Source organism: Ornatilinea apprima (assembly GCF_001306115.1).
In the GTDB taxonomy this organism is placed as follows: domain Bacteria; phylum Chloroflexota; class Anaerolineae; order Anaerolineales; family Anaerolineaceae; genus Ornatilinea; species Ornatilinea apprima.
The window spans coordinates 40486-54188 of the sequence record NZ_LGCL01000039.1; the positions used below are offsets into that span (position 1 = coordinate 40486).

General features: G+C 49.9%; 16 protein-coding genes. 10 read left to right on the forward strand and 6 right to left on the reverse strand.

Translation table 11 applies throughout. From position 1 onward, the window contains the following. Nucleotides 1-4: 4 nt before the first annotated feature. The 3 genes from cpaB to ADN00_RS15425 all read right to left on the reverse strand — a co-directional run bounded on the left by cpaB (nucleotide 5) and on the right by ADN00_RS15425 (nucleotide 1672). Nucleotides 5-1117 (reverse strand): Flp pilus assembly protein CpaB, encoded by a 1113-nt coding sequence (gene cpaB, locus ADN00_RS15415; protein WP_075063901.1) that lies wholly within the window; start codon nucleotides 1115-1117, stop codon nucleotides 5-7. Between the two features lie 198 nt (nucleotides 1118-1315). Then, nucleotides 1316-1462, reverse strand: coding sequence for a Flp family type IVb pilin (locus ADN00_RS15420; protein ID WP_075063902.1), 147 nt, complete (start codon nucleotides 1460-1462; stop codon nucleotides 1316-1318). Nucleotides 1463-1525: 63 nt separating this feature from the next. Beyond that, nucleotides 1526-1672 (reverse strand): Flp family type IVb pilin, encoded by a 147-nt coding sequence (locus tag ADN00_RS15425; protein ID WP_075063903.1) that lies wholly within the window; start codon nucleotides 1670-1672, stop codon nucleotides 1526-1528. 262 nt (nucleotides 1673-1934) lie between these two features. On the opposite strand from ADN00_RS15425, the gene ADN00_RS15430 reads away from it, so the two are divergent. The 4 genes from ADN00_RS15430 (at nucleotide 1935) to sucD (ending at nucleotide 5717) form a co-directional block, all read left to right on the forward strand. After that, on the forward strand, nucleotides 1935-2465 hold the full coding sequence (locus ADN00_RS15430; RefSeq protein WP_075063904.1) for a hypothetical protein: 531 nt from the start codon (nucleotides 1935-1937) through the stop codon (nucleotides 2463-2465). 49 nt (nucleotides 2466-2514) lie between these two features. Continuing rightward, nucleotides 2515-3564 (forward strand): SPFH domain-containing protein, encoded by a 1050-nt coding sequence (locus ADN00_RS15435; protein WP_075063905.1) that lies wholly within the window; start codon nucleotides 2515-2517, stop codon nucleotides 3562-3564. A gap of 148 nt (nucleotides 3565-3712) precedes the next feature. Next, complete coding sequence (sucC, locus tag ADN00_RS15440; protein ID WP_075063906.1) at nucleotides 3713-4867, forward strand: ADP-forming succinate--CoA ligase subunit beta; 1155 nt, start codon at nucleotides 3713-3715, stop codon at nucleotides 4865-4867. Next, nucleotides 4851-5717 carry a succinate--CoA ligase subunit alpha gene (gene sucD / locus ADN00_RS15445; protein WP_075063907.1) on the forward strand — a complete coding sequence of 289 codons (867 nt, stop codon included), beginning with the start codon at nucleotides 4851-4853 and terminating at the stop codon, nucleotides 5715-5717. Before sucC ends, sucD begins: the two co-directional genes overlap by 17 nt. A gap of 58 nt (nucleotides 5718-5775) precedes the next feature. Here the strand turns inward: sucD and acpP are convergent, their stop codons facing one another. Further along, a complete protein-coding gene (acpP, locus tag ADN00_RS15450) occupies nucleotides 5776-6012 on the reverse strand; it encodes an acyl carrier protein (RefSeq protein WP_075063908.1) in 237 nt (78 codons plus the stop codon). A gap of 200 nt (nucleotides 6013-6212) precedes the next feature. On the opposite strand from acpP, the gene fni reads away from it, so the two are divergent. The 5 genes from fni (at nucleotide 6213) to ADN00_RS15475 (ending at nucleotide 11536) form a co-directional block, all read left to right on the forward strand. Next, complete coding sequence (gene fni / locus ADN00_RS15455) at nucleotides 6213-7256, forward strand: type 2 isopentenyl-diphosphate Delta-isomerase (RefSeq protein WP_201781213.1); 1044 nt, start codon at nucleotides 6213-6215, stop codon at nucleotides 7254-7256. Next, on the forward strand, nucleotides 7253-8266 hold the full coding sequence (locus ADN00_RS15460; RefSeq protein WP_075063909.1) for a polyprenyl synthetase family protein: 1014 nt from the start codon (nucleotides 7253-7255) through the stop codon (nucleotides 8264-8266). The genes fni and ADN00_RS15460 overlap by 4 nt, the downstream gene beginning before the upstream one ends. Nucleotides 8267-8422: 156 nt before the next feature. Then, nucleotides 8423-9601: an aminotransferase class I/II-fold pyridoxal phosphate-dependent enzyme gene (locus ADN00_RS15465; protein WP_075063910.1), complete on the forward strand. Its 1179-nt coding sequence runs from the start codon at nucleotides 8423-8425 to the stop codon at nucleotides 9599-9601. Between the two features lie 164 nt (nucleotides 9602-9765). Continuing rightward, entirely contained in the window at nucleotides 9766-10974 is a 1209-nt protein-coding gene (locus ADN00_RS15470) for a hypothetical protein (protein WP_152966383.1), read from the forward strand. Further along, nucleotides 10961-11536: a class I SAM-dependent methyltransferase gene (locus ADN00_RS15475; protein ID WP_075063912.1), complete on the forward strand. Its 576-nt coding sequence runs from the start codon at nucleotides 10961-10963 to the stop codon at nucleotides 11534-11536. Before ADN00_RS15470 ends, ADN00_RS15475 begins: the two co-directional genes overlap by 14 nt. A 46-nt stretch (nucleotides 11537-11582) precedes the next feature. Here ADN00_RS15475 and ADN00_RS15480 read toward each other — a convergent pair whose 3' ends face one another. Both ADN00_RS15480 and ADN00_RS15485 read right to left on the reverse strand, forming a co-directional pair. Next, on the reverse strand, nucleotides 11583-11933 hold the full coding sequence (locus ADN00_RS15480; RefSeq protein WP_082390208.1) for a metal-sulfur cluster assembly factor: 351 nt from the start codon (nucleotides 11931-11933) through the stop codon (nucleotides 11583-11585). Continuing rightward, on the reverse strand, nucleotides 11926-12567 hold the full coding sequence (locus tag ADN00_RS15485) for a helix-turn-helix transcriptional regulator (RefSeq protein WP_075063913.1): 642 nt from the start codon (nucleotides 12565-12567) through the stop codon (nucleotides 11926-11928). The genes ADN00_RS15480 and ADN00_RS15485 overlap by 8 nt, the downstream gene beginning before the upstream one ends. A 340-nt stretch (nucleotides 12568-12907) precedes the next feature. On the opposite strand from ADN00_RS15485, the gene sufC reads away from it, so the two are divergent. Then, nucleotides 12908-13672: a Fe-S cluster assembly ATPase SufC gene (gene sufC, locus ADN00_RS15490; protein ID WP_075063914.1), complete on the forward strand. Its 765-nt coding sequence runs from the start codon at nucleotides 12908-12910 to the stop codon at nucleotides 13670-13672. Nucleotides 13673-13703 lie beyond the last annotated feature (31 nt).

Genomic DNA, 13703 nt, shown 5'->3' on the forward strand with positions numbered 1-13703 from the left:
ATGGCTATGGTAATGGTGCGGGCGCCAGCAGATCAGTAATAGAGGTCACGTTGTCCAATCCATAAGGCAATTTGGCCGGATAGGGGAAGTTGTATTGGTCCATGATGAATTGGAGTGTTACCGCCTCAGTCGCCACCCGATCCGTATCGCCCGCGCCGCGCAGCACCAGGGCTAAATCTGCCTCGGAAAGCAGCATATAGCGCAGGGTAACAGCATCTTGTGGGGTAACAATCAGGGTAATGCGAGTGGGCAGTGGCGCTGCTTGAACCGCCTGGCCCTCTACCGGCGCCTGACCCTCGGGAAGCGGGGTTGGAGTGGGGTGAGCTGCAGCAGTGGTGAGCTGGCCGGTTTCAGGGAAATCACCAACCCAGAGCACAATCGCGTCTTGAACGATGGTTTGGCTGACCATTCGCGGGCGTTGAGCCTCGGAGGGGATGACATACACAGGTTGCTGAAATACCGGGTCTAATTCTGTGCGGCCCTGCGTTGATCCTGCGCCGCCAGTGGAGATGATGGCAGAGAGGGAATCGCCGGCACATTCATTACAATCCGTGGGGCCAGGCGAGATGACGGACGCGGTGTAGTTCGGCAACCGGGTCTGGAAATCGGTGTCAAGATCGACCAGTTGAATGGTGCCAATGATGTTGATGTGATCTCGTGGCTGAAGGCCATAAGAGAGCGATGTGAGCTCGTCAATCGGAATGGAAATGGCAACCATGCCGCGTGGAATTTCAAAAGCGGCGTATGATCCTTCTTTCGCATCCGTAATCATTGAGCGGGTCAGCGGAACGCCCTGTTCCAGATCGAACTTTACCTGCGCGCCGATCACTTCATCCATGTTGGTGAAGAACAGGCCGGCAACCAATTCCCTTTGTGGGTAAGCGATAGTGGCGAGCATCGCTTCGGTTAAGATAGTCCCCCTAGATACCGGTTGGGCAATCACAACGATGTTAACCAGATCCTGGCGGGGGGTGGGGGTCGCTAATACTTCAGTTACTGTCGATTGAGGGAGCAGTTGATCCCTGAGAAAGAAAGCAGCTAAAGCGAGGACCAGAACCAAAACAAGAGCTAACAGGATGAGAATCCTTCCACTTTTACGACGTCCACCAGCGGCCATGGAGCCTCCTCATAATTTGGATAAATTTTACGGTTTTGTCCATATTATACGTCAGATACACAATCCCTATTGGGAAATTATATACCTGTTAAAATAAAAAAAGTAGGATGTTGTTAATAATGCCAAAAAACGAAGATGGAAGGCTGTAAGAAGACAATGCCTTCCATCTTTCTTGTTGTCAGAAAAAGTTGAATCAGATTAGATGGTTTCAACGACGTTGCTGAAAATGCGGCCGATCGCCGGGCCAAGCAGGGCCAGGATGACGATCACGACAACAGCGACGAGGACGAGAATCAGCGCGTATTCCACAAGGCCTTGGCCTTTTTCTTTCGGTGCAAATAACATAATATTTCTCCTTAAACAAATGTGGTTGGTTAATAAACGAAATGTAGTGTTATGCGGTGTAAATTACACGGCTTCAACGACGTTGCTAAAGATTCGGCCAATCGCCGGGCCAAGTAGAGCCAAAATAACAATCACAACAACGGCCACCAAAACAAGAATCAACGCGTACTCTACCAAACCCTGGCCTTTTTCCTTCGGTGCAAAGAGCATGTTTCCCACCTCCTTTCCTAAAATCTTTACAATATCATTATATTGGTCGGTGGTAAAAATTCAACTATTTTGACATTACAGCAACCTTACAGTACTTGCATGGGAGAAAGCGAGCGCGAATAGGTGATATTGATTACGAAATCGTGCCAGGTGCTCTTTAGGTGCGACTAATTCTCGATTGTCTCGTATATGGTAAAAAGATATATAATGATTTTGTATGCAAATGAAAAAGTTCTACTGTTCTCTCAACATAGGAGGAGGAATGAGCGATTTATTTGATCAGGTTACATCAGACCAGGATATATTCAAGAAGCTGCTGAGTAAAGTGCCTGGGTTTAAAGGGTACATTGAGCGAGAGAATCGACGGTCTTCTGATAAGCTTTTAAGAGGCATGGTCGCAGAACGCTATGAAGAACAATGGGGACGCATTTCAGGCTTGCAGCGTGATTTGATCAGTGAAGGCGGGCTGGTGTACATCGACGACCTGGAGAGCGCGGCTATCAAGCTCCGCCAGTTCATTGACCGTGTAAAAACTGCCACGTATGGTTATGCGGGGCTTTTTGACGCCGTCAAGGTGCGCGAGGATGAGCTGCAGAAAATGTATCAGTATGATCTGAGTTTGCTGGATGGCGCAGAAGAAGTGAAGCGCGCAGTGGATAATGTGGAAGCGTCAATGGGCTCAGAAGGGCTGCCTGCCAGTATTCGCCATCTGACCAGCCTGGCGCAAAACATGGTGGAGCTTTTTAACCGCCGCGCTGAAGTGATTACGCAGGGCGAGGAACCCGCCGCTTAAGGCAGCTTTTTCACAATAATACCTGGCTCAAACCAATTGGAGACGTAAAATGGCAAGAATTTTTGATGTAGTTGAATATCCTAATGAGATGAAGGACGAGATCGTCCATCGTTTTCCTGAAACAGGCGTGGCGGACCTGCGAATTGGCTCGCAGGTGATCGTTCGCGAATCCCAGCAGGTGGTCTTCTTTCGGGACGGAAAGGCGTTGGATATATTCGGCCCCGGGCGGCACACGATTGTTACTGCCAACGTTCCAAAATTGATTGATTTCATCGGCAAAGCCTTCAACGACCGGACTCCTTTCACCGCGGAAGTGTATTATGTTTCCATGAAGGAGTTCGCTGATCATAAATGGGGAACTCCTCAACCGATCATCGTGCGGAATCCGGGTATGGGCCTGGGCGTAGCGCTGCTGCAAGGGTTTGGCACTTACAGCTTCCAGGTTGCCGACGCGCAGCAATTTATCACTCAGGTTGTGGGCGCGCAGGGCATTTATCGCATGAGCGATATTGAAAATCGCTTGCGGACGATGCTGCTTTCGAAATTACAAGATTTGTTGGGCGAGACTGCTGCGGCGAAGAGCGTTGTCGACCTGATTGGCCTGACAGAGGAACTTGGAGCAGGTGTGCGCGCCAAAGCGCAAGATGATTTTGCCGCGATTGGCTTGCTCTTGAAGAGCTTCTATATTGGCAATTTGAAGCCTTCATCAAAGTCTGCCGAGGAACTGCGGGCAATGGGTATGCTGGATATGCAGACCTACACCCAGTTGCAGGCTGCTGACGCAATGCGTGACGCTGCTCAAAACCCGAGCGGCGGAGCAGGGCTGACCGCTGGAATTGGCGCAGGGATGGGAATTGGCAATGTGTTAGGCCAATCCCTTTCGGGGATGACCAACGCCGCTGCCGGCGCTGCTGCCGCATCGCAGAACGGTACGCCAGCGATGCCCGATGTGATGACGCCCGCTGAGGCCGCCGGAATTATGCGCGTGAGCGAAGAGGATGTGATTGCCGCGATTAACGCCGGTGACCTGAAGGCGCGAAAAATCGGCAGTGCTTTCCGAATCAGCAAGGCCGCGCTGGAAGATTTCTTGAAAGGCTAACCTTCTTTATTTCACTGAAAAAATCGAAGAACAACTCGCGAGGGTTGTTCTTCTCGTTAAAAAATATCTGGTAGCGAGCCATGCTATAATCCTTAAAGATTTTGGAAGTATCGCAGCCACCTGCCCCCCTTTTTTACGAGGATAAAAAATGCGGCTACAAGAATACCAATCCAAAAAAATCTTTCAAGCGTATGGCATTCCGATCCCGCGTGGTTGGGTAACCTCCATCGCGGGGGAGGCAAAGCAAATGGCGGAGGAGCTGGGCGGCAAGGTGGTAATAAAAGCCCAGGTGTTAATTGGCGGGCGAGGCAAAGCGGGGGGAATTCGCTTAGCAAAAAGCCCAAAAGAAGCCGAGGACCTCGCGACTATTGTATTGGGGATGGAACTCAAAGGTCTGCCAGTGCGCAGAGTGCTGGTGGATGAAGCCGTGCGAATTGACAAAGAGTTCTATCTTGGGATCACAGTGGATCGCATTCGCAAAATGCCAGTCATGATCGCCTCGGGAGCGGGAGGGGGCGATATTGAGCAAACAGCCCATCAGAACCCGGAAAAAATTTTTACCACCACCATTGATCCTCTCATTGGGCTGGCGGATTATAAAATTCGCGATTTAATCACCGGAATTGATCTTCCATATAAGCATTGGAAAGAATTTATTAAGATTGCGCATAGCTTATGGAAAGTATTCCTTGATTATGATGCCACTTTGGCTGAGATTAATCCGTTGGTGCTTTCCAAGGACGAACGCTTACTTGCTCTGGATGGCAAGATGATTCTGGATGATAACGCGCATTTCCGGCATCAAGAATTTTCTGAGCTGCGCGATCCGGATTATGAAAACGCTTCTGCCAGAGAAGCACACAAATATGGGCTGGCTTATGTCAAGCTGGATGGGAATATTGGCTGCCTGGTTAATGGCGCCGGCTTGGCTATGGCGACCATGGATATTGTTCAATACTTCGGCGGTTTGCCGGCAAATTTCTTGGATATTGGAGGAGGGGCAAGCGCTGAGAAGGTGAGCGCGGCTTTTCGCATTCTGCTGGCGGATCCGCAGGTTAAAGTTGTGCTAGTGAACATTTTTGGCGGCATTACCCGCTGCGATGAGGTGGCAAAGGGCATATTAAGCACCATCGCTGAACTGAAACCGGCTGTGCCGATAGTGGTGCGGCTGGTTGGCACCAATGCCGGAGAGGGTTTGGAGTTACTAAGAGCGGCCAATATGATCACCGCAGAGACCCTGGTAGAATCGGTACAAAAAACGATGGATGTGATCCAAGGAGGGTGGAGTGGGGATATTCATTAACCGCCAAACTAGAGTGATGGTTCAGGGGATTACTGGTTACCAGGGAAGTTTTCATACCCAAAAAATGATTGAATATGGAACGTGTGTCGTCGCCGGGGTTACGCCAGGTCGGGGCGGTGAATGGGTGATGGAGAATAAAGTTCCGGTGTTTGAATCGGTTAAAGTGGCCAAAGAGGCCACTGGCGCGGACGCGTCGGTTATTTTTGTGCCAGCCCGGTTTGCCACCGATGCAATTCTTGAGGCTATTGATGCCAAGGTTGGCCTGATTGTTTGTATCACCGATGGAATTCCTACCCAGGATATGATGCGTATTTGCAGTTACCTTAAGGATAAAGACTGCCGCCTGATAGGACCGAATTGCCCCGGAATCTTAACTCCTGGAGAAGCCAAACTGGGTATTATTCCCGGTGATATTTCATTGGCCGGGAATGTGGGCGTGGTTTCACGATCCGGCACTCTGACTTATGAAGTTTTATACGCATTAAAACGATTTGGGGTAGGGGTAAGCTCTTGCGTTGGCATCGGCGGTGATCTGATTCTGGGAACAGGATTTGTGGATGTGCTGGATCTGTTTGAAGCCGATCCGCACACCGATCAGGTGGTGTTGATTGGTGAGATTGGTGGAAATGAAGAAGAAGCGGCTGCCGATTTTATTGCCAGTCGCATGACCAAGCCTGTAATCGCTTTTATCGCCGGAAAGACGGCCCCGGCCGATAAACGCATGGGGCATGCCGGCGCGATCATTGAAGGTGATCGCGGATTGGCTATGGAAAAGATTCGTTCGCTTGAAAACGCCGGTGTCAAAGTGGTTGATCATCCAGAAGAAATTCCATTGTTGCTACGGGACTAAAAAAAACGGCACGATTGGATGTCCTTTCGTGCCGTTTGTGGACTTCAAAACCAGCGGGTCAGGCTTTGGCTTTGTCGATAAATTCCACCGCGTCTTTGACGTTCTTAATTTTCCGGGCGTCTTCGTCTGAGATATTGATATCAAATTTCTCGCAGAACCCGTCGATAAGGAAGAACTGATCCATCGAATCCGCTTGCAGGTCTTCAATAAAGCGGGTTTCCATGGACAGATCTTTACCATCAATTTTCATGACTTCAACGATTACTTCTTTCACAGCTTCAAAGGTGTCACCCATTCTTTCCTCCTGATCATATTTTTCCTGGCGATTTGATTTTAATGCCACTCCCAGTTCTGTCAAGTCCTTCTCAGGCAATTTCAATTTATGACAACAAGGCTGGTGTTTCTATCCCTATAATTTTACCGGAAAATCGTTGCTGCTTTTGGTATACTGGGTAAAACCCAGTTATTGATCCTAAGTTATGGCGACGAGGCAAAATGGAAGATTCTGCTCTATTGTCCAACCGCAAGGCTGATCATATTCGCATTAACCTGGCAGAAGATGTATCTTCCTCCCGGACTAACGGACTTGAAGAATACCAATTCACGCATTGCGCGCTGCCGGAAATTGATTTTCAGCACATTCAGACGGCGCAAGAGTGCTTTGGGCGGGAGTTGGCTTTGCCGATACTGATTTCGTCGATGACTGGCGGGACAGATGAGGCGGCTCGGATTAACTCCGATCTGGCCGAGGTGGCCCAGGCTTGTGGACTGGCAATGGGGGTTGGCTCACAGCGGGTTGGCTTGCGCGATGCAAAAACACAGGACTCCTTCAGGGTGAGAAAAATCGCGCCCTCTATTTTGCTTTTTGCTAATATTGGGGCAGTGCAGCTCAACTACGGTTACCAGGTTGATGATTGCCGGCGGGTGGTGGAGATGATTGAAGCGGACGCGCTGTACCTGCACTTAAACCCCTTGCAGGAAGCACTACAGCCTGAAGGCGATACGAATTTCTCAGGGTTGCTGAAGAAGATCGAAGCAGTCTGCCGGGCTTTGGCTGTGCCCGTGTTCGTGAAAGAGGTCGGTTGGGGAATCTCCGGGCAGGTGGCTGCCCAACTGGCCAGAGCCGGGGTGAGCGGGATCGATGTGGCTGGCGCGGGTGGGACTTCCTGGTCGGAGGTGGAAAAGCACCGCATGACAGACCCTATAAGGGCGAAGGTGGCTGGCGCGTTCCGTGGCTGGGGCATTTCCACTGCAGCGTCTTTGGTGCAGGTGAAGGAATCTGCGCCCGATCTGTTCTTGATCGCTTCCGGAGGACTGCGGAGCGGTATGGATATTGCCAAATGCATCGCTCTGGGCGCGCTGGCTGGGGGATTGGCTGGCCCATTTTTGAAGGCAATTGTTCAATCGCAGCAAACCGCGATGAAGCTGGTTGAGGAACTTTCGCTTGAATTACGGGTTTGTATGTTTGCGGCAGGCGCGCAGGATATTCAAAGTTTACAAAATACACCGTTAATGAAAATTGATAAAGGGATGCTATGAACCTGAGTGATTACTTTTCCGCCTATTTACCAGCTGTTGAAAATGAGCTGAAATTGGCGGTGTACCAGTTTGTGCCCGATCAGTTTGCTGAGTTTCGGGGAATGTTGACCTATCACATGGGCTGGGAAGGTGAAGGTGCCGGACCTTCCGCTCAGGGAAAGCGGCTGCGGCCACTGCTGGTCTTACTGGCATGCGAGGCCTGCGGTGGAGAGTGGAAAAAAGCACTGCCGGCTGCCGCGGCAGTTGAGCTACTGCATAATTTCTCGCTGATCCATGATGATGTGGAAGATCAGGGCGAGACGCGCCGGGGGCGTTTGACGGTTTGGGCGAAGTGGGGTGAGGCTCACGCGATTAATGCCGGCGATTTGCTGTTCTCTGTGGCCAACGCGGAAATGCTGCGCTTGCAAGAGACCACCGGCTACCACACCGCCCTGGAAGCGATGAACCTGTTTCAACGCACCTGCATTCATTTGACGGCCGGGCAGTACCTTGATATGTCGTATGAAAAGCAAGATTCCGTTCAGATGGAAGATTATTGGCCAATGATTGAGGGCAAAACTTCGGCCTTGCTGGCTTGCTGCGCGGAGCTGGGTGCTCTTTGCGGTGGCGCAAAGCCTACGGTTCGTGAGAAGTTGGGCGAATTTGCAAAAAATCTGGGTCTGGCTTTCCAGGTTCAAGATGATTGGCTGGGCATCTGGGGGGATTCTGCGCTGACGGGAAAGTCAAGTGCCAGCGACCTGGTTACGGGAAAAAAGACACTGCCAGTTCTGTATGGGTTGAAGCACTGCCCGGGTTTTGCACAGCTGTGGGGAAATAAACCGGTGCCTCCTCAAGAAGCTGAAAGCGCGGCCGCCATGTTGCGAGATGAAGGGGCTGAAAGCTACACTCTGACTGAATCAAGCCGTTTGACGGACCTGGCCATGAGCGCGCTTGCTGAAGCGGCTTTAACTAATGATGCCGGTAAAGCGATAGAAGCCATGGCTCTCAATTTGGTGAACCGAAAAGCATAGTTCCACTCCGGAGCGCGCGAGAACCCGCTCCGGTTTTTCATTCTAATATAAGCTTAATCACGGGGTATAATTCTCCAGATTATTTTTTTTTGGCTATCTCATTTTTTTTGGCCAAATCTTTTCAACCCGTTTTTTCATTATTATGGAGGCGTTGTAATGGATATCTTTGAAAAGTGTTTTAGCTACACAACGGTAAAGGAGGCGATTAAGGAAGGGTTCTATCCATTTTTCATTCCCTTATCTGAAAACGAGGGAACAGAAGTGGAGTATCGCGGTCATCGGTTAATTATGTGTGGTTCGAATAATTATTTGGGGTTGACAACTCACCCTAAAGTCCGCGAAGCTGCCATTGAAGCCATTCGCAGGTTTGGAACAAGCTGCACCGGTTCTCGCTTTTTGAATGGCACGCTGGAAATGCACGAACAATTGGAAGCTGAACTGGCAGAATGGGTTGGCAAGCCGGCTGCGTTGACTTTTTCGACGGGTATGCAAGTGAACTTGGGGACGGTCTCAGCGCTGGTTGGCCGGGATGATATTGTCATCCTGGACAAAGATGATCATGCCAGCATTGTTGATGGGGCGAGATTGGGCTATGGGAAAATTCAGCGCTTCCGCCACAACGACATGGAGCATCTGGAATGTGTATTGAAAGGGCTTCCTGACAATGCAGGCAAACTCATCGTGGTGGATGGACTTTTCTCTATGGAAGGCGACCTGGCTCCCCTGGATGAAATGACCGTAATCGCGAAGAAATACAACGCCCGTCTGATGGTAGATGACGCGCACGGTATGGGTGTAAACGGCGGGGGGCACGGCACAGCCTGGCAATTTGGGGTGACTGATCAGGTAGACTTGATTATGTCGACCTTCAGTAAATCATTCGCGTCGTTGGGTGGCTTTGTGGCCGGAGACGCAGATGTGATTGATTATGTTAAGCATCACGCGCGGGCGTTGATTTTCAGCGCGAGCATGCCGCCCGCAAACACCGCCGCCGCGCTGGCTGCCCTGGATGTGATGCGCCAAGAGCCGGATCTGGCGGCGCGGGTAAACGCTAACGCGGAAAAGATTCGCAATGGTTTGAAAAGCCTCGGGTTTAACACCGGCCGTTCAGTTACGCCAGTTGTGCCGGTGATTATTGGGGATGACCAATTGACTTTCCTCACCTGGAAATCGCTGTTCGAAGAAGGTGTGTTTGTCAACCCGGTCATTTCTCCGGCGGTTGCCCCAGGCCACCAGCTTCTCCGCACCAGCTATATGGCGACTCACACCGATGAGCAATTGGACAAGGTGTTGGGCATTTTTGAAAAAGTAGGAAAACAGGTCGGTTTGATCTAATCTTCTGAGATCGAATGAGCACCTTTCAGCGCGGCGAACAATTGAACAGTTCGTCGCGCTGACATTTATCGGTGGTTGTGTGAATGGGCGGGCATCGGTTACAATCGGTAGAATGTTCGATTTCCGAGATGATTAATCTGCATTGCCGATCCATGGGAGTTGTGGTGAAAGAAATTATTGTTCTTTTTGATATGGACAACGTGTTACTGACACCGGGTGGGTACCGGATGGCTTTTCGGGATGCTCTTCGTTATCGTTTGAGCAAGGGCGGAGTGGCTGATCGAATTCCTTTGGAAAGCCTGCCAGAAATTTTTGAATCGGTGGGTGTGACCAATGAGTGGGATATGATGGCGGTTACTCTTGCCGTTCTGGTAGATGACCTGCTGGCGCACAAGGATGAGTTCCCGTCTCTGATCAGTTTAGAAGATTGTGTTGAATGGCTCGCTTCGCTGCCCGCGGATCGCTTCGCGGTTGATTACCGAAGCAAGATCAGGGGAGTTGTGAAACACGCCGCGCCCGGCAAACCGGTTTCGCTTTCTATTTACCATGCCTGCCGGGAGGATTCAACCAATTCACTGTTGCCCAATTTGAAACAGCAGGAATATTTTGCCAGCAGTTTGTTGGCTCATACACCGGATGTGTATCAATCCAGCCTGACGCGCATGTTCCAGAACCTGATTTTGGGCAGTAAACAATTTGAGGCGGCTTATCACCTGCCGGCTGAAGTTCAATGCGATAGTTACCTGGATATGTATGACCATTCGAACCTGTCACCGGAGAATCGTGATTGGGTTTTAAGCCAGGCTTCTTCTGGACTGATCCATCCGGTATTATTTACTGCCCGCCCTTCTTACCCTCCCAGGGGCGTTGAGCTTCCGGAGCGCACGCTCTATTCGCCAGAAGCGGAAGCGGGGGCGAGGCTGGTTGGGTTGGGGAGTCTGCCTTTGATTGGAATGGGAAGTATGGAATACATGGCCGGGAAGGCAGGAAAAAGCCTGAATGAGCTGTTAAAACCAAACGTTTTTCATGCCGTTGCCGCGGTGCTTGCGTCTGTTTATAATGATGATCTAAAGTCGCTGTACGCGGCGTATCACTGGTGTTTTGCTGGACAGGTTGGCAAGATGGATAAGGAATGGGATCTCCCGCTTGAAGTTCATGTGTTTGAAGATTCTCCCGGCGGCGTGCGAGCAGCCATTGGCGCGGTGGATCTCTTCCGGCAACGCGGTTTGGACTGTCAATTGGTGATATGGGGTGTCGCGGATCATCCCGATAAACAGTCTAGTCTGGAAAAATTGGGTGGGCGCGTTTTTCCTTGTTTCGATGCGGCATTGGGAGCATTTCGGCAAATGGTAAACAATAATGGGAATGATTGATCACTTTGGCCTGCTGGCCCCATTTTATAATCGGATATTTCAACGTTCGCAGCCTCCCGAATGCCTGCGTTTTTTGCGGCTTGAACCAGGGACAAAATTACTGGACGCGGGTGGCGGCTCCGGGCGGGTCACTACATGGCTGCAGGGGAAGGGTCTTTTCATTGTCGTTGGGGATGCTTCTTTGGCGATGCTGCGCCAGGCAAGAAAGGTCTCTGAATTAAATACAGCCTGCATGGACACGGAAACGTTGGGGTTCACTGAAGATACCTTTGATGCCATATTGATGGTGGATGCACTTCATCATGTGAAGGAGCAGTCGCAGACTTTGCGGGAATTGTGGCGGGTGGTTAAGCCCGGAGGGCGGATCGTTATTGAAGAGCCCAATATTCACCGGCCGGGCATCAAGCTTCTGGCTTTGATGGAGAAAGTATTACTGATGCGAAGTCATTTTTGGACGCCAGAGAGGATTGCTGAAGTTTTCATGCAATTGGGCGCGCGGGTTGAAATTCATTACGATGCCAAACAAACTACCGCGTTTATCGTGGCAAACAAAAACTGGTGAGGGAAATTCTTCACCAGTTTTTTAATCGTTTTTGTTGGCTGTCTTGCTACCACATGCCCCATTCCGGCTCAGAGCCTTCTTCCATCATGTCGTAGTCCCACATCTCGTCTCCCAATTCGATGGTGGTAGGAAGGTTGACTACCTCTTCGGTTTTGGCGCGAACGTTTTCAATCAAGGAAGGTCCGTAGGGACAAAAAGGAGTGGTCAAGATCATGACGACGTGTGCCTTCTTTTCACCAATCATTAAATTGCGCACAAGGCCAAGCTGGATCATATCCATGCCAATTTCTGGATCTACCACTTCACGCAGCTTATCCTGAATTTTGCTGGCTAATTGCGGGTGTGTCTGTTCGCAGTCCCAGGCGGGGCGGTTGCGGGGAGCCTGTTCATCAGTCATGTTTGCTATCCTCTTTTACAGATTGGTGGTTATCAATTAGATATGAGCAAGTCTTATCACCTTTCAGCACACAGCGGATTTTTGCGATGGGAACCTGTAACACTGAGGAAATCAGGGTCCTGTCAATGGCGCAAACCTCGGGGTGGCTCTGGCTGACGTGATAATACGGGCAGGTGATTTCTGTCAGCTCGTACTGATCATCTCTTTTTTTCCAATCCACCGAAAAGCCTTCTTGCTGCAGTATCTCTTTAACAAGATCTAAACGCCCTTCCAGGGGCAGGTTAGCGGCTTTTTGGGCGTACGGCTCTGCGATGTCTTTCGCCATTTCATGCAGAATTTTCGTCACAGTTTTCTCAGGCAGCGACTCTTTCATCTGCTCCAGCAGTCGATTGGAGAAACGAAAATAGCTGCTGGGAAACAGTTCCATACCTTTTTCGGTTAAAAAGTAAACCAGCCTGGGCCGGCCAACACCATGCCGTTCTTCTTCATACGTAACCAGGCCTTCTGCTTGCAGACTGGATAGATGGTGGCGCACCGATATGGAATTGATTCCAACAACCTCAGCCAGCTCATTAATGCTGGCACGTGGCGTTTTGAGTAATTTTTGCAGAATGCGTTCGCGCGTGCTTTTCATGGTAAGAACCTGATTATTCTTTGACTGAATGTTGGCTTTTGGTAGTATAGCATGGAAAAAATAAATTTGTCAATATATTATATTTATATCCTAAATATTAATGAGCGAAAACATAAGACACCTCTAGGTTGGATATAGCGGAAAAAATCCCGTGAAAACTACTTAAAATAGCCAAAAAAAGTTCAGAAAAGAGGAAAACATCCGAAAAAACTATTCTAAGAATTTATTAGATAATTATAAATATTATTGACCCGACTATTTGAGTATGCTATAATCCAACCGATAATCCGATATAAACGGTAATATTACCGATCATTGATGTAAAGGAGTAGATAAACTCATGGCTGACCTGGAAATCCGCAATTTGCATGTGCGTATTGACGAGACCGAAATTTTGAAGGGATTGAATCTTAAAATCAATAAGGGCGAAGTTCATGCCATTATGGGGCCAAATGGAACCGGTAAGTCAACCCTGGCGTATACACTGATGGGACACCCTGGGTATGAGGTAACTGACGGCGAAATTCTGTTCAAAGGGCAAGATTTGCTTGAGCTGGAACCCAATGAGCGCTCAGTGTTAGGGATGTTCCTCGCCTTTCAATACCCGGTGGCGATCCCAGGCGTTACGCTGGCGAATTTTCTACGGTCGGCACTCAACGCGCGCCGCAAGGCGGTTAATCCTGAAGATAAAGGCATCCCGGTGCCGGAGTTTCGAAAATTCTTGAAAGCGAAAATGGATCTGTTGAAAATGGATCACAGCTTCGCGGGACGATATTTGAATGACGGCTTCTCTGGCGGCGAGAAAAAACGAGCTGAAATTTTACAAATGGCAACCCTGCAGCCGGAGATCGCCATTCTGGACGAGACTGATTCGGGTCTGGATATTGACGCTTTGCGAATTGTTTCAGAAGGGGTGAATACACTGCGCGGGCCGGAGATGGGGGTGCTGGTGATCACCCACTACCAGCGCATTTTGAATTACATCAAGCCGGATTACGTTCACATTATGCTGGCCGGGCAGATTGTTGAATCGGGTGGAGCCGATCTGGCTTTGCATCTCGAAGAACATGGCTACGATTTACTACGAGAGAAATATACCGCCTAGCCTTCTGGCTTGAATGGCCTGAAAGGACATT

Bases quoted from the DNA above. Each gene is read 5' to 3' on its own strand.
- cpaB (WP_075063901.1), bottom strand. From the start codon at position 1,117: ATGGCCGCTGGTGGACGTCGTAAAAGTGGAAGGATTCTCATCCTGTTA.
- ADN00_RS15420 (WP_075063902.1), bottom strand. From the start codon at position 1,462: ATGTTATTTGCACCGAAAGAAAAAGGCCAAGGCCTTGTGGAATACGCG.
- ADN00_RS15425 (WP_075063903.1), bottom strand. From the start codon at position 1,672: ATGCTCTTTGCACCGAAGGAAAAAGGCCAGGGTTTGGTAGAGTACGCG.
- ADN00_RS15430 (WP_075063904.1), top strand. From the start codon at position 1,935: ATGAGCGATTTATTTGATCAGGTTACATCAGACCAGGATATATTCAAG.
- ADN00_RS15435 (WP_075063905.1), top strand. From the start codon at position 2,515: ATGGCAAGAATTTTTGATGTAGTTGAATATCCTAATGAGATGAAGGAC.
- sucC (WP_075063906.1), top strand. From the start codon at position 3,713: ATGCGGCTACAAGAATACCAATCCAAAAAAATCTTTCAAGCGTATGGC.
- acpP (WP_075063908.1), bottom strand. From the start codon at position 6,012: ATGGGTGACACCTTTGAAGCTGTGAAAGAAGTAATCGTTGAAGTCATG.
- fni (WP_201781213.1), top strand. From the start codon at position 6,213: ATGGAAGATTCTGCTCTATTGTCCAACCGCAAGGCTGATCATATTCGC.
- ADN00_RS15460 (WP_075063909.1), top strand. From the start codon at position 7,253: ATGAACCTGAGTGATTACTTTTCCGCCTATTTACCAGCTGTTGAAAAT.
- ADN00_RS15465 (WP_075063910.1), top strand. From the start codon at position 8,423: ATGGATATCTTTGAAAAGTGTTTTAGCTACACAACGGTAAAGGAGGCG.
- ADN00_RS15475 (WP_075063912.1), top strand. From the start codon at position 10,961: ATGGGAATGATTGATCACTTTGGCCTGCTGGCCCCATTTTATAATCGG.
- ADN00_RS15480 (WP_082390208.1), bottom strand. From the start codon at position 11,933: ATGACTGATGAACAGGCTCCCCGCAACCGCCCCGCCTGGGACTGCGAA.
- ADN00_RS15485 (WP_075063913.1), bottom strand. From the start codon at position 12,567: ATGAAAAGCACGCGCGAACGCATTCTGCAAAAATTACTCAAAACGCCA.
- sufC (WP_075063914.1), top strand. From the start codon at position 12,908: ATGGCTGACCTGGAAATCCGCAATTTGCATGTGCGTATTGACGAGACC.